The following is a 23,066-nucleotide window of genomic DNA, read 5'->3' on the forward strand; positions in this document are numbered from 1 at the left end:
GGAGCGCATGATCCCGACCCGCGCCGATTTTCCGCCCGGCTTCCTGTTCGGAACCGCCACCTCGGCCTATCAGATCGAGGGCGCGGCCCTGGGCGGCGCCGGCCCCTGCCACTGGGACAGTTTCGCCGCCACGCCCGGCAATGTCGCGGGCGCGGCAGACGGGGCGCGGGCCTGCGATCACCTCACCCGCTACGAGGCCGATCTGGATCTGGTCGCAGGCGCGGGCTTCGACATCTACCGCTTCTCGACCTCCTGGGCGCGGGTGCTGCCCGGAGGCGCGGGGGCGCCCAATCCCGAGGGGCTCGATTTCTACGACCGGCTCGTCGACGCGACGCTGGCGCGTGGGCTCAGGCCCGCGCTGACGCTCTATCACTGGGAGCTGCCCTCGGCGCTGGCCGATCTGGGCGGCTGGGCCAATCGCGACACCGCGCATCGCTTTGCCGATTTCGCGGCGCTGATGGCAAAGCGGCTGGGCGACCGGGTCTGGTCCTGGGCCACCGTCAACGAGCCCTTCTGCGCGGGCTGGCTCGGGCATTTCGAGGGGGTCCATGCGCCGGGTCTGCGCGACATCCGCGCCACCGCCCGGGCGATGCACCATCTGGCGCTCGCGCACGGGCTGGGGCTTGCCGCGCTCCGGGCGGCCGGGGCCTCCGAGATCGGGATCGTGCTGAATTTCGAACCCGCCTTCCCGGCCGACCCAGGCGAAGAAGCGCGCGCGGCGGCCCTGCGCTATGACGCGGTCTTCAACCGCTTCTTTCTGGGCGGCGTGGCGCGCGGGGCCTATCCGGATCTCGCGCTCGAGGGGCTCGGACCGTATCTTCCGCCGGGCTGGCAGGCCGACATAGCGGCGATCTCGGCACCAATCGACTGGCTCGGCGTGAATTATTACACCGTCAAGCGCATCGCGCCGGCCCCCGGCCCCTGGCCCGGCTGGGCCGAGCGGCCAGCCCCCGGGCGCAAGACCGACATGGGCTGGGAGATCGCCCCGATGGCCCTGCCCGATCTTCTGCGCTGGATCAGCGGCAGCCACACGGGCGATCTTCCGCTTTACGTGACCGAGAACGGCATGGCCGCCCCCGACACGGTGCTCGCGGGCGCGAACGGCCCCGAGATCCGCGACGAGGACCGCATCGCCTTTCTTGCAGGCCATCTGGCCGCGGCGCGCGAGGCCATCGCCGGCGGCGTGCCGCTGAAGGGCTATATCCTCTGGTCGCTGCTCGACAATTTCGAATGGGCCTTCGGCTACGGCAAGCGCTTCGGCCTTGTCCATGTCGATTTCGAGAGCTTGCAGCGCACCCCCAAGGCATCCTACCACGCGCTCAGACGCATGCTGCAGGAGAGCACGCCGTGACATCGCTTGTCGCCGATATCGGGGGCACCAATACCCGTGTCGCTCTGGCCGAAGGGCCCGGTCTGCTGGCCGGAACGGTCCGGCGCTACCGCAATGCCGACCATGCCGATCTGGGCGATGTGCTGACCGACTATCTGCGGGCGGCGGGCTCGCCCGAGATCGCGGGCGCCTGCGCGGCGCTGGCCGGGCCGGTCCGCCACGGGCGCGGGCGGCTGACCAATCTCGACTGGACGATCGAGGAAGCGGCCATCGCCCGGGTGACGGGCACGCCGCGGGTCAGGCTTCTGAACGATCTGGCCGCCCAGGGCCATGCGCTCGACCATATCGCGCCCGGGACGCTGGTGCCGGTTCTGGACGGCCCCGCCCAGCCCGGCGCGACGCGGCTGGTGATCGGGATCGGCACCGGATTCAACGCGGCCGCGGTCCATGCCCTGCCCCATGGTCCCCTTGTCACCGAGGCCGAGGCCGGGCAGGTTTCCCTGCCGGTCGGCGATGGCGAGACGCTGTCGCTGGCGCATTTCCTCGCCGGAGCGGACGGTTTCGCCCCGGTCGAGGAGGCGCTTTCGGGGCGCGGGCTGGGGCGGCTTTACGACTGGGCGACGGCCGGGGCCGGAACGCCGCGCAAGCTGGACGGCCACGGTGTTCTGGCTGCGCTCGGCACCGATCCCGAGGCGCTCCGGGCGACCCGGACCTTCATCGGGCTGCTGGGCACGGTCGCGGGCGATCTGGCGCTGCAGCATCTGCCCTATGGCGGGATCTACCTGATCGGCGGCATGGCCCGCGCGGTCACGCCCCATGCCGGGGCCATGGGCTTTGCCGGGGCGTTCCGGCGCAAGGGACGGTTCTCGGCACTGATGGCCGAATTCCGGGTCTCGACCGTGATCGACGATTTCTCGGCGCTGACCGGATGCGCGGGCTTTCTGGCCCGCGCCGAGTGAGACGACTGACCGCGTTTTCGCAAGGCCACCGGCCGGGCGAAAAGGCAGGTGGGGTGGACAGGGTGAAGGAAAGGACCGAGGGGCCATGAAGATCGACGGGACCCATTATCGTTCCATCTGGCGCGAGGCCGATGGAAGCGTGAAGATCATCGACCAGCGCTGGCTGCCGCACGAGCTTCGGATCGTCGCGCTGACCAGCCGTCAGGACTTCGCCGCGGCGATCCGCGACATGTGGGTCCGGGGCGCGCCGCTGATCGGGGCCACGGCCGCCTATGGGGTGGCGGTGCAGATGGCCGATGACGCCTCGGACGCGGCGCTGGCCGAGACCTGGGAGGTGCTGCACGCGACCCGGCCGACCGCGATCAACCTGCGCTGGGCGCTGGACGAGATGACCCGGGTGCTGAAGCCGCTGCCGCCTTCCGAGCGTGCCGCGGCCGCCTTCCGCCGCGCCGCCGAGATCTGCGACGAGGATGTCGAGATCAACCGGCAGATCGGGCTGAACGGGCTCGAGCTCATCCGCGCCATCTCCGAGCGCAAGGGCGGCAAGCGGGTCAACGTGCTGACCCATTGCAATGCGGGCTGGCTGGCGACCGTCGACTGGGGCACCGCGACCTCGCCGATCTATCACGCGCTCGAGGCGGGGATCGACGTCCATGTCTTCGTCGACGAGACCCGGCCGCGCAACCAGGGCGCCCAGCTCACCGCCTGGGAGATGAACCATCACGGCGTCAGCCACGACCTGATCGTCGACAATGCCGGCGGCCATCTGATGCAGCATGGCGAGATCGATCTTTGCATCGTCGGCACCGACCGCACCACCGCACGGGGCGATGTCTGCAACAAGATCGGCACCTACCTGAAGGCTCTGGCCGCGAAGGACAATGGCGTGCCCTTCTATGTCGCCCTGCCCTCGCCCACCATCGACTGGACGGTGCAGGACGGGGTGAAGGAAATCCCGATCGAGGAGCGCGACGGCGGCGAGGTCACCCATGTCCAGGGCCGGATGCCGGGCGGCGTGGTGGGGCTGGTGCAGATCTCGCCCGATGGCACGCCCGCGCGCAACCCCGCCTTCGACGTGACGCCCGCGCGGCTGGTCTCGGGGCTGATCACCGAACGCGGCGTCGCCGAGGCCAGCACCGCGGGCCTGGCGCGCCTGTTTCCCGAACATGCAGCGTTGAAGCTGGGCTGAGCCCCGCCGCAACAGCGATCCCATGAGGGGCGTGCCGGTCCGGCGCGCCCCTTTTCGTTCCGGCGCCGGGTCCGCAACCCGGCCGCACTCCTATCCCGGCATTCCTGTATCCGAGCAAAAAAGTCAGGTTGACTTATCCGAGCATTTTCGTCAGTTTTCGGGGTAACGCGAACACCGACCCGAACCCACCCTGACGGAAGGCCCGGGCATTCTGACCGACCAGGACATGACGGCACAGAGGGGGCGGGGCAGCCCGGCTCCGGCCTGGCCGGATGCTGAGGAGAACCGACAGATGAATGCCGATCCCAACAGACGCGGCGGCGCCGCCGTTGGCTTTCTCGACGATCTCGACCCGGTAGAGGCGGGCGCGGTGCGCTGCCTGCGGCTCTGGGCCGATGGCGATGACGCGCAGGAGCGGCTGCGCAGCGAGTTTTCGGACCGTCTCGGGCCGCGTCAGGGCAGCGATGCAGCCGACAGCCTGCACGAGATCTGCACGCTCTGTGCCATGTATGGACGGCGGCCGCTGATGCGGCACGCCGCCGCCTGTCCCTGCCTTGGCGCGGACGAATCCTGTTTTGCCACATTTGTTGCCGCTGCCGGCGCGGGAGATCGCGAGGATGCGATGCTGCTGGCGGCAATGCTGGTCCGGGCCGACATGGCCCCGGGCCTGGTCGATCCCGCTGCAAGGCTGGCGATTGCGCTCCGGCGCCTCGCGCTTGCCGCGGTTTCGGCCCGCAGGGCGCCCGAGCGCGCCCCGAGCGCCCGGCCCTCACGCCGGGCAACATTGCACTGACGCAAGACCAGAAGACCAAAGGAAGGGAACGCATGACGAAACCGACGCTCGCCACCTGCACGCTGGCCATGGGACTGGCCGGAACGGCAGCCCTGGCCGACGCCCCGGCCCCGGATGCGGTGCTGTCCACCTATGCGGACATTGCCGCCGCCACCTATGGCGACGCGCTGACCGGCGCCGAACGGCTGCAACAGGCGGTGGACGCGCTTGTCGCCAAGCCCTCGCCGCAGGCGCTCGACGCCGCGCGCCGGGCATGGCTCGCGGCCCGCGTGCCCTATCAGCAGAGCGAGGCGTTCCGCTTCGGCAACCCGATCGTCGATGACTGGGAGGGCAAGGTGAATGCCTGGCCGCTCGACGAGGGGCTGATCGACTATGTCGATGCCGGCTATGGCGGCGCGACCGACGAGAACCCGCTGGCCGCAATCAACGTGATCGCCTCGCCGAGCTTCGAGATCGCGGGCGAGACCATCGACGCCTCGGAGATCACCCCCGAGCTGCTGTCCGAGACGCTGCACGAGGCCGACGGGGTCGAAGCCAATGTCGCGACCGGCTATCACGCCATCGAATTCCTGCTCTGGGGGCAGGATCTGAACGGCACCGATCCCGGTGCGGGCGAGCGGCCCTGGACCGATTATGCCCGGGGCGATGACTGCACCAACGACAATTGCGACCGGCGCGGCGCCTATCTCAAGGCCGCGACCGATCTTCTGGTCTCCGATCTCGGCTGGATGGTGGCGCAATGGGAAGAGGGCGGCGAGGCCCGCGCGGCGGTGATGGCCGATAACGCGGCCGGGCTGTCGGCGATCCTGACCGGCATGGGCAGCCTGTCCTATGGCGAGCAGGCCGGCGAGCGGATGCGCCTGGGGCTGATGCTGAACGATCCCGAGGAAGAGCATGACTGCTTCTCTGACAACACCCATAACAGCCATTACTATGACGGGTTGGGCATCCGGAACGTCTATCTGGGCAGCTATACCCGGATCGACGGCACCGAGGTCTCGGGGCCTTCGGTCTCGGATCTGGTCGCGGCTAAGGATGCCGATCTCGACATCGAGATGAAGACCAAGCTCGACGCCACCATGGCGGCGCTGGCCCGGCTGAAGACCGCGGCCGAGGCGGGCTTTGCCTATGACCAGATGCTTGCGCGCGGCAACGACGCCGGCGAGGCGCTGATCATGGGCGGCGTGAACGCGCTTGTCGACCAGACCGCCAGCATCGAACGCGTGGTCGAGACGCTCGGCGTCAGTGGGGTCTCGGTCGAGGGCTCGGACAGCCTCGACAACCCCTCGGCCGTTTTCCAGTGACGTCCTGACCCGGGGCCCCGCAAGCCGGGGCCCCGCACCTTTCCGAAGGAGCCCCCGGATGATCGTCTGCCACTGCCAGTGCATTTCCGATCAGGATATCAACGCCGCCATCGACTGGATGCGTGCCTCGGATCCGGCAACCATCATCACCCCGGGCAAGGTTTTCCGCTCGCTCGGCAAACGCGCCGACTGCGGCGACTGCATGACGCTCTTCCTAGACACGATGCGTGCAAACGCTAGTCTAGAGGTTCCACCTGGCTTACAGAACCTCAGGCCCAAGCATCGAAAGGAAAAGACCTCATGCAAGGCGACCCAAAGGTCATCGAATACCTGAACAGCGCGCTCCGCAGCGAACTGACCGCCATCAGCCAGTACTGGCTGCATTACCGTCTGCAGGATGACTGGGGGCTCGGCCATATGGCCAAGAAGAGCCGCGAGGAAAGCATCGAGGAGATGAACCACGCCGACAAGCTGATGGCGCGGATCCTGTTCCTCGAAGGCCACCCCAACCTGCAAAAGCTCGACCCGCTCCGGATCGGGCAGAGCCCCAAGGAGACCCTCGAATGCGATCTGGCCGCCGAACAGGATGCCCGCGCGCTTTACAAGGAAGCGCGGGAATACTGCGCCGAGATCGGCGATCACGTCACCAAGGAGCTGTTCGATGAGCTTCTGGCCGACGAGGAAGGCCATATCGACTTCCTCGAGACCCAGCTCGACCTCTACGGCCGTGTCGGCGCCGAGAATTACGCGCTGCTCAACGCCTCGAAGATGGACGAGGCCGAGTAAGGCCGCCCTTCTCGGGCTCTGGATGGGGTCGGCGGCCGCCGCCGGCCCCCTGACCCAGGCCGTCACCGGACCGGGTCTTTCCGCACTGCCCTTCACCGCAGCCGAACAGGCCCGCATCTCGGAGGCGACCGCCCTGCCGCGCGACTTCACGCGACCGCAGCCCTTCGAGGCGCTGGCGGGCGGCGCGGGCACGGTGGCGGGGGCCGCCGCCTTCTCGTCGCCGCTGGCCAACCTGCTCCCGGGCGAGGGGCTCGATTTTCGCGGCGGGCAGGCGCTTTTCGACCGCGGCTGGGTCTCGGCCCCGTCCTCGACCATCGCCTCTGACGGGCTCGGCCCGCTGTTCAACGCGCGCTCCTGCCTGGCCTGCCATCCGGGCGGCGGCCGGGGCGCGGCGCCCAAGGGGCCGGGCGATCTGCCCGCCGCGCTGATGCTGCAGCTCTCGGTTCCCGACCCCGGCGCATCCGGCATCGAGGGTTACCTCGCCGCAGGGCCCGACCCGGTCTATGGCCGCCAGATCCAGCCGCTGGGCCTGCCCGGGCTGACCGCCGAAGGCCGCCCGAGGGTCGCCTATGACGAGATCGAGATGGCGCTGTCCGGGGGCGAAAGCGCCCTGCTCAGGCGCCCCCGCTACGAACTGGCCGATCCGGGATATGGCCCGCTTGGCGCCGACACTGTCATCAGCCCGCGCATCGCGCCGGGGCTGGCGGGGCTGGGGCTCCTCGAGGCGATCCCCGAAGAGGCGATCCTGGCTCTGGCCGATCCCGAGGATGAAGATGGCGACGGCATTTCCGGACGGGCCAGCCTGCTGCCCGGCCCCGACGGGCGCCCGGTGCTGGGCCGCTTCGGCTGGACCGCCGCGCAACCGACGCTGGAGGCCCAGATCGCCCATGCCTTCGCCCATGACATCGGGCTGAGCTCGCCGCTTTATCCCGAGGGCCATGGCGACTGCACCCCGGCCCAGACCGCCTGCCGCGCCGCGCCCGATGGCGGCGATCCGGAACAGGACGGTTTCGAGATCTCGGCAACCGCGCTCGATCTGGTGACGCGGCATTCCCGCCATACCGCCGTGCCCGCCCGGCGCGATGCGGCCGCCCCCGGGGTGCTGGCGGGCAAGAAGCTGTTCCACGACAGCGGCTGCGCCGCCTGCCACCGCCCCGCCTTCGTCACCCGCCGTCTGCCCGAGGCCCCGGCGCTCAGCTTTCAGCTGATCTGGCCCTATAGCGACCTTCTGCTGCATGACATGGGCGAGGGTCTGGCCGGAGGCGGCGCCGGGCCCTCGGGGCGCGAATGGCGCACGCCGCCGCTCTGGGGGCTGGGTCTGGCCCGCGCGCTGGAACCGCAGGCGGGCTATCTGCATGACGGCCGCGCCCGGAGCCTGCTCGAAGCCGTGCTCTGGCATGGCGGCGAGGCCGCCCCCGCCCGCGACCGCGTGGCGACGATGCCAGCGGCCGACCGCGCCGCCCTGATCCGTTTCCTGGAGAGCCTATGATCCGAAGAACCGTCCTTTTCCTCGCACTGGCGCTTGCCGCAGCGCCACTTGCCGCCGCGCCCGCCGATATCGCCGATGCGGTGATCGAGCGCCATGTGCTGCCCGGGTTTGCCCGGCTCGAAGCCTCGACCGCCGCGCTCGAAGCCGCGGCCGGGACCGATTGCACCCTCGGCTCGGAACCGCTGCGCGCGGCCTGGAACGAGGCCTTCGATGCCTGGCTTGCGGTCAGCCATCTGCGGCTCGGCCCGACCGAGACCGATAACCGTGCCTTCGCGCTGGCCTTCTGGCCCGACCCGCGCGGCATGACGCCCAGGACGCTGTCCGGGCTGATCGCCGATGCCGACCCGGTGGTCGGGAACGAAGCGGAATTCGCCACCGTCTCGGTCGCGGCGCGGGGCTTTTACGCGCTCGAATACCTGCTTTACGATCCGGATTTCGCCGAGCCCACGCCCTATGGCTGCGCCCTGATCCGGGCCGAGGCGCGCGACATCCATGCGCTGGCCGCGGCGATCCTCGCCGACTGGCAGGACGGCTATGCCAAGATGATGCGCAATCCCGGCCCCGGCACGCCCTACAAGGACGAACGCGAGGTGCTAAAGGCCTTCTTCACCGCGCTCCATGAAGGGCTGCAGGTCGATGTCGACCTCAGGCTCGGCCGTCCGCTCGGCACCTTCGAGCGGCCGCGCCCGAACCGGGCCGAAAGCCGGCGCTCGGGACGGTCGCTGCATAACGTGACGGTGACGCTGGACGCGCTGCGCGAGCTGGCGCTGCTGATGGCTGCGGAAGACCCGGCCAGCGCCGCCGCCCTGAAGGCCGATTTCGACCGCGCCGACGGGATCGCGGCCAATCTGGACGATCCGGTCTTTGCCGGGGTCGCAACGCCACAGGGGCGGCTAAGGGTCGAGATCCTGCAACAGGCGATCCACGAGATCGCCGAGGAAAGCCGGGCAAGCCTCGGCCCCGCGCTCGGCGTCGCGGCCGGGTTCAATTCGAGAGACGGAGACTGAGATGGCCGATCGCCGAAGCTTCCTGACCGGGGCGCTTGCCGCCTCGCTCTGCCCCCGGGTGGGCTGGGCCGATGCCGGCAGCCCGGCCTTTCTGAGCGCCGCGCAGGAAAGCGACGGGCGACAGATGCTGGTCGGGCTAGATGCCGGGGGCGGCGAGAGGTTCCGCCTGCCCCTGCCCCAGCGCGGCCATGCCGCCGCCGCCCATCCGATCCGGCCCGAGGCCACGGCGTTTGCCCGCCGCCCCGGCACCTTCGCGCTGGTGATCGACTGTCGCGAGGGACGGATCAACGCCGTGCTCGACGCACCCGAGGGGCGGCATTTCTACGGCCATGGCGCCTATTCCGCCGACGGGCGCTACATGTACACGGCCGAAAACGACTATGATGCGGCGCGTGGCGTGATCGGAATCTGGGACACCGAGGCAGGCTATCTTCGGGTCGGCGAATTCGACAGCCACGGCACCGGTCCGCATGAGATCAGGCTGATGCCCGACGGCCGCAGCCTGGTGATCGCCAATGGCGGGATCGAGACCCATCCCGACAGCGGCCGGACCAAGCTCAACATCCCGTTCATGGCGCCGAACCTCGCCTATGTAAGCCTCGAGGGGACGCTGCTTGAAACCGTCGCGCCGCCCGAGGAGTGGCACATGAATTCGATCCGGCATCTGGCGCTGGGCCCGGGCGGCACCGTCGCCTTCGCCATGCAATGGCAGGGCCCGAGGGACGAGCGGCCGCCGCTTCTGGGCCTGCACCGGCCGGGAACCGCGCCGGTCTGGCTTGACGCTCCCGGCGAGGAACATGCCGCGATGCAGGGCTATGCGGGCTCGGTCGCGATCTCCGGGGATGGGGCCGAGGTCGCGATCTCGTCGCCGCGCGGCGGCCGGGTACAGGTCTTCGACATCGCGGCAGAGCGGTTTGCGGGCGCGATCGAGGCCCACGATGTCTGCGGCCTGGCCCCCGCCGAGGGCGGCGGCTTCGTTGCCACGACCGGGACCGGGACGGTGCTGGGGCTGCAGGGCCTGCGCCCGGTCTGGACGGTCCGGCAGGCCCGTTCCTTCGACAACCACCTGGTGACGGTGGGCGTGGCCTGACAGCCCGCCCAGGGGCGCGCCGAGCCCCCCGAGGACGCAAGGGCGCTCAGCCGAGTTCCAGCGTCGCCACCGCTGCGATTGCGGGGCCCGGCACCGGCGCCGGGCCGCGATACATCCGCGCCGTGCCGAAGACCGGGACCAGCCCCAGCGCCCGGCAATGCCCGGCAAGCCAGGGGCTCGACTGCGGCACGTCGATCATCGCGGGGGCGCCATGGGCGATCCGGCCGCAGGTCTCGATCAAGGCCGCCGCGACCGCCCTATCCGCAGCCACCAGCGGGCCGATCTTCCAGCCCTCGCGGCAGGCCCGGATGGTGGCAAAACCCGCGACCCCGCCTGCCGCACGGCAAACAAGCGTGCGCCGGGTCTCGCAATCCGTCGTCCATGCCGACAGGAAGGCGCGCTTCTCATAGCCCGTGGCCCCGGCCTCCATCGCGATCAGCGTCCCGAGATCGCCTTGCAGCACGGGCCCGATGCCGGAATGGGCGCGTCCGGGCAGCACCCCGGCATAGCGCACCGTCCGTCCGGCCGGTTCGAACCCGCTCTTGCGGTAATTCTCCTGCTGCGCCTCGACCCCGTCGAGCCCCACCGTCCGCGCCCCCGCATGCCCGAGCGCATGGGTCCAGAGCGCATGGCCGATGCCCTGCTTGCGCCAGTCGGGACGGCAAAGGTAAAGCCCCAGAAAGGCGACAGCGTCGGTATGGTTCACGACCGAAATGGCGGCCACGATCCTCCCCCCGGCCTTGGCCCCGGCCTCGGCCACGAAAAAGCCCGCGGGATCGGCGGCATGGAAGGCCGCCGCATCGTCGAGCCCGGGGTTCCAGCCCTCCTCGGCGGCCCAGTCCAGCACCACGGGCAGTTCGTCGGCGGTCATCCTGCGCAGGTTCAGGTTCATTCGCCTGTCAGAGCCTCCCTCAGTGTCAGTGGCACCGGCGCGGGCTCGTGCAGATCGAGAAGCGACAGAAGGTCGAGCAGATGGCCCTTCATGATCTCGGCGGCCCGGTCGCCGTCGCGGTCCTCAAGCGCCCGCATGAGCGCGTGATGGGCATGAGCCTCGCACATCGCCTGCGGTCGCCGCCAGTATAGCGCGATCACCAGCGACGAGCGCGAGATCAGTTGCGTGATGAAGCCCGCGAGAATGGCCTGATCGGCGATCCGCGCGATCTCGATATGGAACTGCCCCGACAGCCGCAGCGCCTGCCCGTTGCGGCACGCCGCCATGGCCTCGTGCTCCTGCTCGATATGCTGGGCGAGCAACGCGATATCCTGCGCCGTCGCGCGCAGGGCGGCCGAGCGCGCGGTGCGCGGTTCGACAAGGGCGCGCGCCTCGAACACCTCGCGCGCCTCGCGCACGGTCGGATGGGCGACGAAGGCGCCGCGATGGGGTTCGATGACGACCAGGCAGTCATGGGCGAGCTGTTGCAGCGCCGCCCGCACGATGGTGCGGCTGACCCCGAAGATCTCTCCCACCTCGTCCTCGGACAGCTTCATCCCGGGCCCCAGCCGGCGTTCGTGGATCGCCCGGGTCAGATGCCCGGCCACGTCGCGGGCACGGCTGGCCCGCCTGCTCTCCTGGCGCGGTGTCGGGGACAGGTCGGTCACGGCGTTCTCCTCGTCTGCCCCTGTCCTGCCGCGACTCGGGCAGCCGGACAAGACTCCCCAAGGTTGTGATGGTCAGGCGAGGAGATCGTATACAATCTTCGATCATCCTCCCGACAATATTGTCCGCATCCGCCCAAAATTCCGGCGTGCCGCGAAAGGCCGGGGCATGCCGGGCGCCCGGGCCTTTTCGCGCCCGGCATGCCTCGGAAAGGTGAGGCAATGGCTTCTGGGGAGCGGCATGCGCACTGAACTCGATCTGGAACTCGTGGCCCTGACGAAACGCTATGGCGAGACTGTCGCGGTCGATGGCATCCAACATCTGTTCCGGGGCGGCACCTATGCCTGTCTGCTGGGGCCGTCGGGCTGCGGCAAGTCCTCGACGCTCAGGATGATCGCAGGCCATGAAGAGGTCTCGGACGGCGCCATCGTGCTGGCCGGGCAGGATATCTCGCGCCTGCCGCCCGCGCGTCGCGGCACCGCGATGATGTTCCAGAACTATGCGCTTTTCCCGCATCTGTCGGTCGCCGACAATGTGGCCTTCAGCCTGAAGATGAAGGGGGTCGAGCGCGAGACCCGCCGCCGCCGCGCGATGGAGCTTCTGGAGCTCGTGCACATGACCGCCTATGCCGGACGCCTGCCCGCCCAGCTGTCGGGCGGCCAGCAGCAGCGGGTGGCGCTGGCCAGGGCGCTGATCACCAATCCGCAGGTCCTGCTGCTGGACGAGCCGCTGTCGGCGCTCGACCCGTTCCTGCGCATCCGGATGCGGTCCGAGCTGAAGAAGCTGCAGCGCGAGCTGGGCATCACCTTCGTCCATGTCACCCATGGCCAGGACGAGGCGCTGGCGCTCGCCGACGAGATCGTGGTGATGAACGATGCGGTGATCGAGCAGGCGGGCCCCGCGCGTGAGGTGTTCAACAGCCCGCGCACCGAATTCGTGGCGCGCTTCATGGGCGGGCATAACGTCATCGCCCTGCCGCGCGGCCATTTCGCGATCCGTGCCGACCAGATCGCCGTGACCGAGGCCCAAACCGGCAAGCTCGAGGGTCATGTCACCGGCATCGAATACCAGGGCACCAGCGTCGCGCTGACGCTGATGACCGCGGGCGATCAGGAGCTGACCGCGATCCTGCCCGAAGACCGCTATTTTTCCCGTCCCATCCAGCCCGGCGACGGCGTCGGACTGAGCTGGGACGACGCCCACCTCCACGCGCTTACCGCGTGATCCGATGAAGTCCAGCATGGAGACAGAGATGACAAAAGCCACCGGTACCGGCCTGAACCGGCGCAGCCTGCTGAAGGGCGCCGCCGCGGGCGTTGCGGCCAGCGCCTTTCCGGCGCCGCTGATCTGGGCCCAGAACATCAGGGACGTAACCCTGCGCCAGTTCGGCACCGGCGTGTCGAACATCAACGAAGTGGCGCAGAAGGTGAAGGAGGATCTGGGCTTCACCCTCGAGATGACCGCGCTTGACAGCGACGCCGTCACCCAGCGCGCCGCGACCCAGCCCAAATCCTTCGACATCGCCGATATCGAATACTGGATCTGCAAGAAGGTCTGGCCGACCGGCAACCTGCAGGGCATGGATGTCGGCAGGATCAAGAATTACGACAAGATCGTCGGCATCTTCAAGGATGGCCGGCTGACGCCCGGCGCGGCCATCGCCCAGGGCACCTCGCCCCATAGCGTGGGCTTCACCGACGGCCCCGACGGGACCGGCTTCGCCGATCACGAGACCGGCTGGATGACGCTGATCCCGACGATCTACAATGCCGACACGCTGGGCATCCGCCCCGATCTCATCGACCACCCGGTCGAGAGCTGGGCCGAGCTTCTGAACCCCGCCTTCCGGGGCAAGGCCTCGATCCTCGACATCTCGGCCATCGGCATCATGGATGCGGCCATGGTCTGCGAGGCGATGGGCGAGATCACCTATGGCGACAAGGGCAACATGACCCGCGACGAGATCGACAGGACCCTCGCGATCATGACCGAGGCCAAGAAGGCCGGACAATTCCGCGCCTTCTGGAAGACCTTCGACGAAAGCGTGAACCTGATGGCCTCGGGCGAGGTGGTGATCCAGTCGATGTGGTCGCCCGCCATCGCCGCGGTCAAGTCGCGCGGCATTCCCTGCGTGTACCAGCCGCTGAAGGAAGGCTACCGCGCCTGGGGCGGCGGCATCGGGCTGTCGAGGAACCTCTCGGGGATCGAGCTCGACGCGGCCTATGACTACATCAACTGGTATCTCGACGGCTGGGTCGGCGGCTTCCTGATGCGGCAGGGCTACTATTCGGCCGTTCCGGAAACCTCGAAGGCCTATATGAGCGAGAACGAATGGGGCTACTGGTTCGAGGGCAAGCCCGCGACCGAGGTCATCACCGATCCTTACGGCAAGCCCATGGCACAGCCCGGCGAGACCCGCGATGGCGGCTCTTTCGACGACCGCATGAGCCATATCGCCTGCTGGAACGCGGTCATGGACGAGAACCAGTACATGATCCGCAAGTGGAACGAGTTCATCGCCGCCTGACGGCCAAGTCGTGAGCCAAGTCTTGGGTCGGGGCGAGGAAGCCAGGCCCCCCTGACCGACGGGACCGGCGCGGGTTTCCCATCTTCCGTGGCGCCCGGTCCCCGCCCTTCCCCCGGCCCCCCGGGGGAGGGGCTCCATTCCGGAACAGAAGAGAGCGCGCATGGCCGCCCATCCGAAGACCTTTCCCGCCGCCTCGCGGCTTTTGTCCGGCGCGCTTCTGAAGAACCGCCATGTCTCGGGCTGGTTGCTGGCCTCGCCGCTGGGGCTTGTGCTCGCGGTCTTCCTGCTGCTGCCGATCGCGATGATCGTGATCGTCAGCTTCTGGGGCGCGACCGAATTCTCGATCTATCCGGCCTTCCGCTGGGACAATTACGAATTCCTGCTGACCTCGCCCGTGACCTGGAAGGTGTTCCTGAACACCTTCAAATACGCGGCACTGACCTGGGCCTTCACGCTGACCATAGGCTTCACGGTGGCCTATTTCCTGGCCTTCCATGTCCGCTCGCTGACCTGGCAGATCGCGCTGTTTCTTCTGTGCACCATTCCCTTCTGGACCTCGAACATCATCCGGATGATTTCCTGGATCCCGTTTCTGGGGCGCAACGGCATCGCCAATTCGACGCTGATGTCGCTGGGCGTGACCGACCGGCCGATGGACTGGCTGCTTTATTCCGATTTCTCGGTGATCCTGGCCTTCGTCCATCTCTACACGCTGTTCATGGTGGTGCCGATCTTCAACACCATGATGCGGATCGACCGCTCGCTGATCGAGGCGGCCTATGATGCCGGCGCGACCGGGTTCCAGACCCTGACCAATGTCATCATCCCGCTCTGCAAGCCCGGTATCATGATCGGCTCGATCTTCGTGGTGACGCTGGTGATGGGCGATTTCATCACCGTGCGCTTCATGTCGGGCTCGCAATCCGCGAATGTCGGACGCCTGATCTCGAACGACATCGCGCTTCTGCAATACCCTTCGGCCGCCGCCACCGCCGTCATCCTGCTGATCACGGTCTTGCTGGTCATCGGCATCCTGCTGCGCTTCGTCGACATCCGGAAGGAGCTTTGACATGGACCGCCGCCCGCGTTCCTTCTACCTGCTGGCCGCGTTCTTCGCGCTGTTCCTGCTGTTTCTCTACGGCCCGACCCTGACCATCGCCATTCTCAGCTTTCAGGGGCCCGAAGGCGGGCTGACCTTCCCGATGCGAGGGGTCTCGCTGCACTGGTTCCGCGATCTCTTCGAGCAGCAGGCGGTGGGCGATATCTGGGGCAGCTTCGGGCGGTCCTTCACGCTGGGGCTGATGGTGATGGGGACGACAATCGTCGTGTCGGTGATGGGGGGGCTTGCCTTTCGCAAGCGCTTTGCCGGGTCGGGGGTGCTGTTCTATCTGGTGGTGACCTCGCTCGTGATCCCGTCGATCCTGGTCTCGCTGGGGGTCGGGCTGATCTTCAGCCAGTCGGGGCTCGACGTCCATTGGGCGACATCGGGCTTCGGTGCGCAGCTGACCTGGACCCTGCCCTTCGGCCTTCTGATCATGTTCGCGGTCTTCAACCGCTTCGACAAGAGCTATGAGGAGGCCGCGCGCGATCAGGGCGCCAGTGCCTGGCAGACCATCCGCCATGTGGTGCTGCCGATCATCGCGCCCTCGCTGATCGGGGTGGCGCTGTTCGGCTTCACGCTGTCCTACGACGAATTCGCCCGGACCCTGCTGACCGCCGGCAGCCACAATACCCTGCCGCTGGAGATCTACGGCATGACCACCAATGTCACGACGCCCGTGATCTTCGCGCTGGGCACGCTGACCACCGCCTTCTCGCTGGTCGTGATCGGCGCCTTCCTCGCCGCAGTCTGGGCGATGAATCGCAGCCGCGCGCGGCAGGGCTCGGATGCCGGTCGGGGGATGGTCTGAGCCCCGGCGCGTCCCTGGCCGAAGCACGGGAAAGAAGCACCGGGCAGAAGCCCACAGGAAAGAAGCACCGGGCATGGCCTTCGCGTAGGAGCTCCCGGAATGCGCGGCCGCGACGCGGGCGCGGGGCCGAGGAGAGACCGGGACAGGCAGCTTTTCACCCGGCGGAACCTCGCGTTTTCGGGGTGGCCTGCGGCCCGGTGCCAAGGCGGAACTTGGGGCTGATCTCCGCGCGGAGCGGCTGACAGCGCGTCCCGCGCGGGCCCAGCCGAGAGATCCGCCGCTGGCCGCCTCTTGAGGAGGATACAGCCTCCGGCTCCCGGCCAGGGCGATGGATGGCGACGGACCACCGCGCGCCATGTCTCGAAGCTGTGAGGCCCTGTCAAAAGCCAGGGTCTCAGCGCCCGGCGCGCGCCATGACATGAGCCGCGCGCCGGACCGGCTCGCAGTCTGCCAGATCGGCGGCGGCCGGGCCGATCCGGCGGCGCCAGTTCGGATGGCTGTCAACGGTCCCGGGCAGGTTCGCCTGCTCGGTTGCGCCCAGCATGTCCTCGGTCTGAAGCGCGACCAGCCGGGCCGGAGAGGCCGCGAGCGCGGCATGCAGCGCATCGACCCCGACCCCGCCGAGCCGGACGCTGAGCGCCTGGGCCCGGGCCGCGCGCTCGGCCCCGAGCGCCTCGGCCTGCTCGGGCGCAATATGACCCAGCCGCAGATGCCAGTCGATGTCGCGCCCCGCGCCCCAGGCAGCGAAAGGCGGCAGATCGTGGCTGCCGAAACTGCCCAGAACCGGCTCGGGCCAGTCCGCCATATCGGGGTCGAACATCGCCAGACGGCAGCCCAGAAGCCCCGAGGCGGCCAGATCCTCGCGCAGCCCCTCGGGCACATTGCCCAGATCCTCGCCCACGATCACGGCCCCCGCCCGCGCCGCCTCGATCCGCGCCACCGCCAGCAATGCGGCGCGCGGCATCTTCACATAGCCGCCCGGCGCGCCGCCTTCGGGCACCCAGAAGGTGCGCTCGAAGCCGAGGATATGATCGATCCGCAAAAGCCCGGCAAAGCGCAGCTGGGCCCGCAGGATCTCGGCCAGCGGGCGGAAGCCGCGCGCGGCCAGCACCCCGGGCCGCATCGGCGCAAGCCCCCAGCTTTGGCCTTGCGGGGCGAAGGCATCGGGCGGCGCCCCAAGCGAGACGCCTCGCGCGAAAAGTCCCGGATCGCCCCCGGCTTCGGCCCCGGTCTTTGCCCCGGTTTCGGCCCAGGTCTCGGCCCCGGCCGGATGGGTGCCGACGGCAAGATCGAGATAGAGCCCCTGCCGCATTCCCGCCGCCGCCCCCGCCTCGCGGATCGCGGCCAGCTGGGTCCAGGCCAGAAGCTGCAGCCAGGCATGGAATGCCACGGCCTCGCCATTGGCCGCCGCGAAGGCCGAAACCGCCGGGCCGTCGCAGATGCGGTAGTCGGCGGGCCAGTCGGGCCAATAGGGGCCGAAGCGGTCCGAAAGCGCCTGATGGCGTGCGAAACGCTCCAGCTCCGGGCCTTCGGCGGCGCGGAACGCGGCCAGCTCGGACAGCGCATCCGCTTGAAGCCCGGCGAAAGCGGCCTTCAGCGCCGCGAGACGCGCGGCGATGGCGGAGGGATAATCGACCAGATCGCCCCCAGGCCGGGCGGCCTCGCCGGGCACCGCCAGATGCGCGACGTTGAAGCGGCGCCGGTGCGAGGGCGAATAGGGGCTGATCGCACGCGGGTCGGCGGGAAAGCCCGCATGGATCGGATTGACGCCGACAAAGCCCGCGCCAAGCCCGGCGAAGCCCTCCAGCGCCTGCCGCAGATCGGCGTAATCGCCGAGCCCGCCGCGCCCGGCATCGCGCAATCCGTAAAGCGGCAGGACGACCCCCCAGCCGCGCGCGGGCAGCGGCAGCGCAGGCGGTGCGGACAGCAAAGTCGCCTCCTCGGCACCGACGCTCAGCCGGTGGATCCCGAGCGGCAGCGCGGGCAGCGGATCCTCCGCGCGGCCCTCCAGCACATCGCCGCCTTCAAGCTCGATCCGCCAGCCGGCCGGAACGGTCAGTTCGGGCGCGCAGCCCTCGGCCACGACCAGCCAGTCGGGAAGATGGCGCGCGGACCGGGCTGCCTCGAGCGCGGCCAGCGACGCCGCCGCCTCGATCTCGGTCGCGGCCGCCAGCCCCATCGCCGCCAGCAGCGCCTGCGCCGTCTCGGGCCCGGTCGGCCGATCGGTGCCGGTCAGGTCGCGATAGCCGGGCAGGATCCCCGCAGCCTGGGCAAGGGCAGCAACGCTGCTCAAACCGGGGGGTCCTCTTCGAGTACGAAGACCGCGACCGCCTCGGCCGACATCCCGAAGCTGCCCGCGACCGGCTCTGGCGCCAGATCGGGACGCGAGCTGTCCAGATGCAGGGCCCAGTGCTGGCCCTCGGGCGCCTCGGGCACCGTCACCCCGACAGCGCCGCCGGCATTGAACACCGCGAAGATCGCGTATTCGAGCGCGCCATAGCGCGGCGTGCCCGAGGCGGTGCGGATCTCGACCGCAAGCAGCCGCAGATCGGGGTCTTCCCAGTCGGACCGGCACATCGGCTGGCCATCGGCCCGGCGCCAGAACAGATCCTCGATGCCGTCAAGCGCACGCTCGCGCGAATGCAGGAACAGCTTCTGGCGCAGGATCGGATGGGCCTTGCGGAAGGCGATGCATTTCGCGGTGAAGGCCAGAAAGGCCTCGTCGGCGCCCTGCCAGTCGACCCACGCGGTGGCATTGTCCTGGCAATAGGCATTGTTGTTGCCATGCTGGCTATGGCCGATCTCGTCGCCCGCGAGGATCATCGGCACGCCCTGGCTGAGCAGGAGCGTCGCCATCATGTTGCGCCGTCGCTGCGCGCGGGCGGCGATGATGGCGGGGTCCTGGCTCGGCCCCTCGGCGCCCATATTGTCCGAGTAATTCGCCGAATGGCCGTCGCGATTATCCTCGCCATTGGCCTCGTTATGCTTGTCGTTGTAGCTGACCGTATCCAGGAGCGTGAAGCCGTCATGGGCGGTCAGCAGGTTCACGCTCGAGGTCGCGGGCCGCCCGGAATGGTCGAATTGCGGCGAGGAGCCCACCAATCGCGCCGCCAGATCGGGCACCCGCCCCGGATCGCCCCGCCAGAACCGCCGCACGCCGTCGCGGAACTTGTCGTTCCATTCCGAGAAGGGCGGCGGAAAGGCGCCCAGCTGATAACCGCCCGGGCCGATATCCCAGGGTTCGGCGATCAGCTTGACCCGCGACAGTACCGGGTCCTGCCGCATCGCCTGGAAGATCGCTGCATCGGGGTCGAACCCATCGGGTCCCCGCCCCAGCGTCGCCGCCAGATCGAAGCGGAAGCCGTCGACATGCATGGTCTCGACCCAGTAGCGCAGGCTGTCCAGCACCATCCGCAGCACCATCGGATGGCCGGTATTGAGGGTATTGCCGCAGCCGGTATCGTTGACGTAATAGCGCCGGTCCCCGGCCAGCCGGTAATAGCTGGCATTGTCGATGCCCCGGAAGGACAGCGTCGGCCCCATCTCGTTGCCTTCGCAGGTATGGTTGTAGACCACGTCCAGCAGCACCTCGATGCCCGCGGCATGCAGCCGGGCCACCATGCGCTGAAACTCGGTGATGTCGCCGGTCTCCATGTAGCGCGGATCGGGGGCGAAGAAGGCCAGAGTCTGGTAGCCCCAGTAATTGGTCAGCCCCTTCTCGACCAGGAAGCGGTCATTGAGAAAGGCCTGCACCGGCAGAAGCTCGATCGCGGTCACGCCCAGCCCTTGCAGATGCTCCAGCATCGGGTCCGAGCCGAGCGCCCGGAAATGGCCCGGCGCCTGCAGCCGCGGATGGCGGCAGGTCAGGCCCTTGACATGGGCCTCGTAGATCACGGTCTCGGCCATGGGCGTTGCGGGCGGCGCGTCACCGGCCCAGTCGAAGACGGGCGCGGCCACGATCGAGCGCGGCGCATAGGGCGCGCTGTCGCGTTTGTCGAAGCTGAGATCGGCCTGCGCCGCCCCCACCTCATAGCCCATCAGCGCGTCATGCCAGCGCGGATGGCCCGAGATCCGCCGGGCATAGGGATCGAGCAGCAGCTTGTTGGGATTGAAGCGGTGGCCCTGGTCGGGGTGATAGGGGCCCGAGATCCGGTAGCCGTAATGCTGGCCCGGCTCGAGCCCGTCGATCCGGCCGTGCCAGACATGATGCGTGCGCTCGGGCAGATCGATATTGGCAAGCTCTGTCTGGCCGGTCTCGTCGAACAGGCACAGCGAGACCCGGCTGGCATGTTCCGAGAAGATCGCGAAGTTGACGCCCTCGCCATCATATCGGGCCCCGAGCGTATCCGGGCAGCCGGCGGCGATGGAGGTGGGGATCGTGGGGGATGGCGTCATGTGGCGGGGACAATCTCTCGGAAGAGGCGCGCATAGGCGGCGGCAGAGCCCTGCCAGCCGACCGGGGCGCGCATGGCGTTGCGCCGGAGCTTGGTGAAGAGGGCGGTATCGGCGTAGAGATCGCAGAGCCGGTCGAGCGCGACCGACAGCGCCTCGGCGGTGACCGGCGCGAACTGGATGCCGGTGGCCACGCCCGCCGCCAGCGCCGCCGGGTTGGCGTCGATCACGGTATCGGCAAGACCGCCGGTGCGGGCGACGACCGGGATGGTGCCATAGCGCAACCCGTAGAGCTGGGTCAGCCCGCAGGGCTCGAAGCGCGACGGCAAGAGGATCGCATCGCCCCCCGCGATCAGCCGGTGCGCGAGCGCCTCGTCATAGCCGATCCGGACCGCGACGCCCTCATGGCGCCGGGCGGCCGAGCGCCAGGCCTGTTCCAGCGGCGGCTCGCCCGAACCCAGAAGCACCAGCCGCCCGCCCCGCGCCACCAGATCGGGCAGCGCCTGCAACAGCAGATCGAGCCCCTTCTGCCCGGTCAGCCGCGAGACCACGACGCAAAGCGGCCCGGGCCCGTCGTCCAGACCCATTTCCTCGAGAAGCGCCGTGCGCGCCCTGGCCTTGCCGCGGGGTTGCCTGAAGCGCAGCACATGAGGGTCGGTCGCCGGGTCCCAGTCGGCCTCGTCGATGCCGTTCAGGATGCCCAGCACGTCACCCGCCCGCGCCCGGATCACCCCGTCGAGCCCGCCGCCGAATTCGGGCGTGCGCAGCTCGCGCGCATAGGTCGGGCTGACGGTCGTCACCTTCCAGGCATAGACCAGCCCCGCCTTCAGCGCCGAGACCTGGCCATAGAACTCCATGCCGCCGGGATGGAAGGCCCAGCCCGGCAGGCCGAGCGCCGCCATCCGGCTTGACGGCATCAGCCCGTGGAAGGCGATATTGTGCACCGTCATCACCGTCGGCAGATCGACATTGCGCGCCTTGAGATAGAGCGGCACAAGACCGGCCTGCCAGTCATGGCACTGAATCAGCTCGGGGCGCCAGTCGCCCGCGCCCTCGGCGCCGATCTGCGCCCCCATCCAGGACAGCGCACCGAAGCGGATGTCGTTATCGGGCCAGTCGCTGCCGCCGCCGTCGAGATAGGGGCCGCCGGGCCGGTCGTAAAGATGCGCGGCCTCGAGCACGTAAAGCCGCAGATCGCCATGGGTCGCGAAGGAAAGCCGCGCCGGACCGCCGAAGAAATCCTGGCTTTCCCACAGCGTCTCGCCGGTCTCGACCTTTGCCAGCACCGCCGGATAGCCCGGGATCAGCACCCGCATCTCGACCCCTTCGGCCTTCAGGGCGCCCGGCAGGGCCCCGGCCACATCGGCAAGCCCGCCGGTCTTGACCAGCGGCACGCATTCCGAGGCGACGGACAGCACGCGCAGGCTCATGCCCCGGCCCTCCGCTCCAGCATCGACTGGGTGATGAGGGTGATGCCGCCCTCGGTCACGCGGAACCATTTCGCATCCTCTTCCGGATCCTCGCCGACGACCAGCCCCGGCGGGATCACGACGCCCCGGTCGATCACCACATTGCTGAGCCGCGCGCGCCGGCCGACCTCGACATAGGGCAGCACCACCGCATGGTCGAGCACGGCGTAGGAATTGGTCCGGACCATGGTGAAGAGCAGCGAATTGCGCACCTCGGTGCCCGAGATGATGCAGCCGCCCGAAATCATCGAGGATACCGCCGAGCCGCGCCGGTTCTCCTCGTCATGGATGAATTTCGCGGGCGGCACCGATTCCGAATAGGTCCAGATCGGCCAGCTCTTGTCCCAGAGATTGAGATCGGGGGTGAAATCGGTCAGATCGATATTGGCCTTCCAGAAGGCGTCGATGGTGCCGACATCGCGCCAGTAGGCGGGCGAATCCGCGCGATCCTTGACGCAGGAAGAGGTGAAGCGATGCGCCATCGCCTTGCCGCCCTTCACGATCTGCGGGATCAGGTCGGAGCCGAAATCATGGCTGGAGCCGGGGTCCCCGGCATCGCGCAGAAGCAGATCGCGCAGGAATTTCCAGTCGAAGACATAGATCCCCATCGAGACCAGGCATTGCCCGGGATCGCCGGGCATCCCGGGCGGGTCCTTCGGCTTCTCGATGAAGTCGACGATCCGGTCGGTCTCGTCCACCTTCATCACCCCGAAGGCCGAGCCCTCCGTGCGCGGCACGGTCAGGCAGCCCACCGTCACCTCGGCGCCGGTTTCGACATGCTGGCGCAGCATGATCTCGTAATCCATCTTGTAGATGTGGTCGCCCGCGAGGATCAGCACGTAATCGACGCCGTAGCTGTCGACGATGTCGATATTCTGGGTCACCGCATCGGCCGTGCCGAGATACCACTGGTTCTCGGCGACACGCTGGCTGGCGGGCAGGATGTCGAGATATTCGTTGCGCTCGGCGCGGAAGAAATTCCAGCCGCGCTGACAGTGGCGGATCAGCGAATGCGCCTTGTACTGGGTCGCGACCGCCATCTTGCGGATGCCGGAATTCAGCGCATTCGACAGCGCGAAGTCGACGATCCGGGTCTTGCCGCCGAAATAGACCGCGGGCTTGGCCCGCATGTCGGTCAGTTCCTTCAGCCGGCTGCCCCGCCCGCCCGCCAGCACGAAAGCCATGCTTCGGCTCGCGAGCCTGCTGTAGCGCGTCTCCATCATC

General features: G+C 68.7%; 20 protein-coding genes. 14 read left to right on the plus strand and 6 right to left on the minus strand.

Annotated features, from left to right (window positions below):
• Positions 1 to 7: 7 nt before the first annotated feature.
• The 10 genes from ACK8CO_RS00650 (at position 8) to ACK8CO_RS00695 (ending at position 9,947) form a co-directional block, all read left to right on the plus strand.
• A complete protein-coding gene (locus ACK8CO_RS00650) occupies positions 8 to 1,351 on the plus strand; it encodes a GH1 family beta-glucosidase (protein WP_414897785.1) in 1,344 nt (447 codons plus the stop codon).
• Entirely contained in the window at positions 1,348 to 2,289 is a 942-nt protein-coding gene (locus ACK8CO_RS00655; RefSeq protein ID WP_414897786.1) for a glucokinase, read from the plus strand. The genes ACK8CO_RS00650 and ACK8CO_RS00655 overlap by 4 nt, the downstream gene beginning before the upstream one ends.
• An 85-nt stretch (positions 2,290 to 2,374) precedes the next feature.
• Complete coding sequence (gene mtnA / locus ACK8CO_RS00660; protein WP_414897787.1) at positions 2,375 to 3,478, plus strand: S-methyl-5-thioribose-1-phosphate isomerase; 1,104 nt, start codon at positions 2,375 to 2,377, stop codon at positions 3,476 to 3,478.
• 292 nt (positions 3,479 to 3,770) lie between these two features.
• Positions 3,771 to 4,271, plus strand: a complete 501-nt coding sequence (locus tag ACK8CO_RS00665) for a hypothetical protein (RefSeq protein WP_080616284.1) — start codon at positions 3,771 to 3,773, stop codon at positions 4,269 to 4,271.
• A 32-nt stretch (positions 4,272 to 4,303) separates the two neighbouring features.
• The gene (locus ACK8CO_RS00670) at positions 4,304 to 5,575 is read left to right on the plus strand and encodes an imelysin family protein (protein WP_414897788.1); all 1,272 of its coding nucleotides are present in this window, start codon (positions 4,304 to 4,306) and stop codon (positions 5,573 to 5,575) included.
• A 58-nt stretch (positions 5,576 to 5,633) separates the two neighbouring features.
• Positions 5,634 to 5,909, plus strand: a complete 276-nt coding sequence (locus ACK8CO_RS00675; RefSeq protein ID WP_080616282.1) for a bacterioferritin-associated ferredoxin — start codon at positions 5,634 to 5,636, stop codon at positions 5,907 to 5,909.
• The gene (bfr, locus tag ACK8CO_RS00680; protein ID WP_080616281.1) at positions 5,876 to 6,361 is read left to right on the plus strand and encodes a bacterioferritin; all 486 of its coding nucleotides are present in this window, start codon (positions 5,876 to 5,878) and stop codon (positions 6,359 to 6,361) included. Before ACK8CO_RS00675 ends, bfr begins: the two co-directional genes overlap by 34 nt.
• A gap of 22 nt (positions 6,362 to 6,383) precedes the next feature.
• Positions 6,384 to 7,850 carry a di-heme oxidoredictase family protein gene (locus ACK8CO_RS00685; protein ID WP_414897789.1) on the plus strand — a complete coding sequence of 489 codons (1,467 nt, stop codon included), beginning with the start codon at positions 6,384 to 6,386 and terminating at the stop codon, positions 7,848 to 7,850.
• Positions 7,847 to 8,857, plus strand: coding sequence for an imelysin family protein (locus tag ACK8CO_RS00690; protein WP_414897790.1), 1,011 nt, complete (start codon positions 7,847 to 7,849; stop codon positions 8,855 to 8,857). The genes ACK8CO_RS00685 and ACK8CO_RS00690 overlap by 4 nt, the downstream gene beginning before the upstream one ends.
• 1 nt (position 8,858) lies before the next feature.
• Positions 8,859 to 9,947 carry a DUF1513 domain-containing protein gene (locus ACK8CO_RS00695; protein WP_414897791.1) on the plus strand — a complete coding sequence of 363 codons (1,089 nt, stop codon included), beginning with the start codon at positions 8,859 to 8,861 and terminating at the stop codon, positions 9,945 to 9,947.
• A 46-nt stretch (positions 9,948 to 9,993) separates the two neighbouring features.
• Here ACK8CO_RS00695 and ACK8CO_RS00700 read toward each other — a convergent pair whose 3' ends face one another.
• Positions 9,994 to 10,839 carry a GNAT family N-acetyltransferase gene (locus ACK8CO_RS00700; protein ID WP_414897792.1) on the minus strand — a complete coding sequence of 282 codons (846 nt, stop codon included), beginning with the start codon at positions 10,837 to 10,839 and terminating at the stop codon, positions 9,994 to 9,996.
• Complete coding sequence (locus ACK8CO_RS00705; RefSeq protein ID WP_414897793.1) at positions 10,836 to 11,546, minus strand: GntR family transcriptional regulator; 711 nt, start codon at positions 11,544 to 11,546, stop codon at positions 10,836 to 10,838. Before ACK8CO_RS00705 ends, ACK8CO_RS00700 begins: the two co-directional genes overlap by 4 nt.
• A 238-nt stretch (positions 11,547 to 11,784) precedes the next feature.
• Between ACK8CO_RS00705 and ACK8CO_RS00710 the strand changes: the two genes are divergently transcribed.
• The 4 genes from ACK8CO_RS00710 to ACK8CO_RS00725 all read left to right on the plus strand — a co-directional run bounded on the left by ACK8CO_RS00710 (position 11,785) and on the right by ACK8CO_RS00725 (position 15,981).
• Positions 11,785 to 12,768 (plus strand): ABC transporter ATP-binding protein, encoded by a 984-nt coding sequence (locus ACK8CO_RS00710; RefSeq protein WP_414897794.1) that lies wholly within the window; start codon positions 11,785 to 11,787, stop codon positions 12,766 to 12,768.
• A 28-nt stretch (positions 12,769 to 12,796) separates the two neighbouring features.
• Positions 12,797 to 14,071 carry an ABC transporter substrate-binding protein gene (locus ACK8CO_RS00715; protein ID WP_414897795.1) on the plus strand — a complete coding sequence of 425 codons (1,275 nt, stop codon included), beginning with the start codon at positions 12,797 to 12,799 and terminating at the stop codon, positions 14,069 to 14,071.
• A gap of 160 nt (positions 14,072 to 14,231) precedes the next feature.
• Positions 14,232 to 15,140: an ABC transporter permease gene (locus tag ACK8CO_RS00720; protein WP_414897796.1), complete on the plus strand. Its 909-nt coding sequence runs from the start codon at positions 14,232 to 14,234 to the stop codon at positions 15,138 to 15,140.
• A 1-nt stretch (position 15,141) separates the two neighbouring features.
• Positions 15,142 to 15,981: an ABC transporter permease gene (locus ACK8CO_RS00725; protein WP_414897797.1), complete on the plus strand. Its 840-nt coding sequence runs from the start codon at positions 15,142 to 15,144 to the stop codon at positions 15,979 to 15,981.
• A gap of 394 nt (positions 15,982 to 16,375) precedes the next feature.
• On the opposite strand, the gene malQ is transcribed toward ACK8CO_RS00725, so the two are convergent.
• From malQ to glgC, 4 genes are read right to left on the minus strand one after another with little or no spacing between them, the layout of a single operon-like run.
• Positions 16,376 to 18,274 carry a 4-alpha-glucanotransferase gene (gene malQ / locus ACK8CO_RS00730; protein ID WP_414897798.1) on the minus strand — a complete coding sequence of 633 codons (1,899 nt, stop codon included), beginning with the start codon at positions 18,272 to 18,274 and terminating at the stop codon, positions 16,376 to 16,378.
• Positions 18,271 to 20,376 carry a glycogen debranching protein GlgX gene (glgX, locus tag ACK8CO_RS00735; protein ID WP_414897799.1) on the minus strand — a complete coding sequence of 702 codons (2,106 nt, stop codon included), beginning with the start codon at positions 20,374 to 20,376 and terminating at the stop codon, positions 18,271 to 18,273. Before glgX ends, malQ begins: the two co-directional genes overlap by 4 nt.
• Entirely contained in the window at positions 20,373 to 21,803 is a 1,431-nt protein-coding gene (glgA, locus tag ACK8CO_RS00740; RefSeq protein ID WP_414897800.1) for a glycogen synthase GlgA, read from the minus strand. The genes glgX and glgA overlap by 4 nt, the downstream gene beginning before the upstream one ends.
• Positions 21,800 to 23,062 carry a glucose-1-phosphate adenylyltransferase gene (gene glgC, locus ACK8CO_RS00745; protein ID WP_080616270.1) on the minus strand — a complete coding sequence of 421 codons (1,263 nt, stop codon included), beginning with the start codon at positions 23,060 to 23,062 and terminating at the stop codon, positions 21,800 to 21,802. The genes glgA and glgC overlap by 4 nt, the downstream gene beginning before the upstream one ends.
• Positions 23,063 to 23,066: the final 4 nt, after the last annotated feature.

This window comes from Rhodovulum sp. HP10 (assembly GCF_047553435.1).
GTDB lineage: Bacteria > Pseudomonadota > Alphaproteobacteria > Rhodobacterales > Rhodobacteraceae > Rhodovulum.

Bases quoted from the DNA above. Each gene is read 5' to 3' on its own strand.
- ACK8CO_RS00675 (WP_080616282.1), top strand. From the start codon at position 5,634: ATGATCGTCTGCCACTGCCAGTGCATTTCCGATCAGGATATCAACGCC.
- mtnA (WP_414897787.1), top strand. From the start codon at position 2,375: ATGAAGATCGACGGGACCCATTATCGTTCCATCTGGCGCGAGGCCGAT.
- ACK8CO_RS00720 (WP_414897796.1), top strand. From the start codon at position 14,232: ATGGCCGCCCATCCGAAGACCTTTCCCGCCGCCTCGCGGCTTTTGTCC.
- bfr (WP_080616281.1), top strand. From the start codon at position 5,876: ATGCAAGGCGACCCAAAGGTCATCGAATACCTGAACAGCGCGCTCCGC.
- ACK8CO_RS00710 (WP_414897794.1), top strand. From the start codon at position 11,785: ATGCGCACTGAACTCGATCTGGAACTCGTGGCCCTGACGAAACGCTAT.
- ACK8CO_RS00650 (WP_414897785.1), top strand. From the start codon at position 8: ATGATCCCGACCCGCGCCGATTTTCCGCCCGGCTTCCTGTTCGGAACC.
- ACK8CO_RS00690 (WP_414897790.1), top strand. From the start codon at position 7,847: ATGATCCGAAGAACCGTCCTTTTCCTCGCACTGGCGCTTGCCGCAGCG.
- ACK8CO_RS00685 (WP_414897789.1), top strand. From the start codon at position 6,384: ATGGGGTCGGCGGCCGCCGCCGGCCCCCTGACCCAGGCCGTCACCGGA.
- glgA (WP_414897800.1), bottom strand. From the start codon at position 21,803: ATGAGCCTGCGCGTGCTGTCCGTCGCCTCGGAATGCGTGCCGCTGGTC.
- glgX (WP_414897799.1), bottom strand. From the start codon at position 20,376: ATGACGCCATCCCCCACGATCCCCACCTCCATCGCCGCCGGCTGCCCG.
- glgC (WP_080616270.1), bottom strand. From the start codon at position 23,062: ATGGAGACGCGCTACAGCAGGCTCGCGAGCCGAAGCATGGCTTTCGTG.
- ACK8CO_RS00700 (WP_414897792.1), bottom strand. From the start codon at position 10,839: ATGAACCTGAACCTGCGCAGGATGACCGCCGACGAACTGCCCGTGGTG.
- ACK8CO_RS00665 (WP_080616284.1), top strand. From the start codon at position 3,771: ATGAATGCCGATCCCAACAGACGCGGCGGCGCCGCCGTTGGCTTTCTC.
- ACK8CO_RS00670 (WP_414897788.1), top strand. From the start codon at position 4,304: ATGACGAAACCGACGCTCGCCACCTGCACGCTGGCCATGGGACTGGCC.
- ACK8CO_RS00695 (WP_414897791.1), top strand. From the start codon at position 8,859: ATGGCCGATCGCCGAAGCTTCCTGACCGGGGCGCTTGCCGCCTCGCTC.
- ACK8CO_RS00725 (WP_414897797.1), top strand. From the start codon at position 15,142: ATGGACCGCCGCCCGCGTTCCTTCTACCTGCTGGCCGCGTTCTTCGCG.
- ACK8CO_RS00715 (WP_414897795.1), top strand. From the start codon at position 12,797: ATGACAAAAGCCACCGGTACCGGCCTGAACCGGCGCAGCCTGCTGAAG.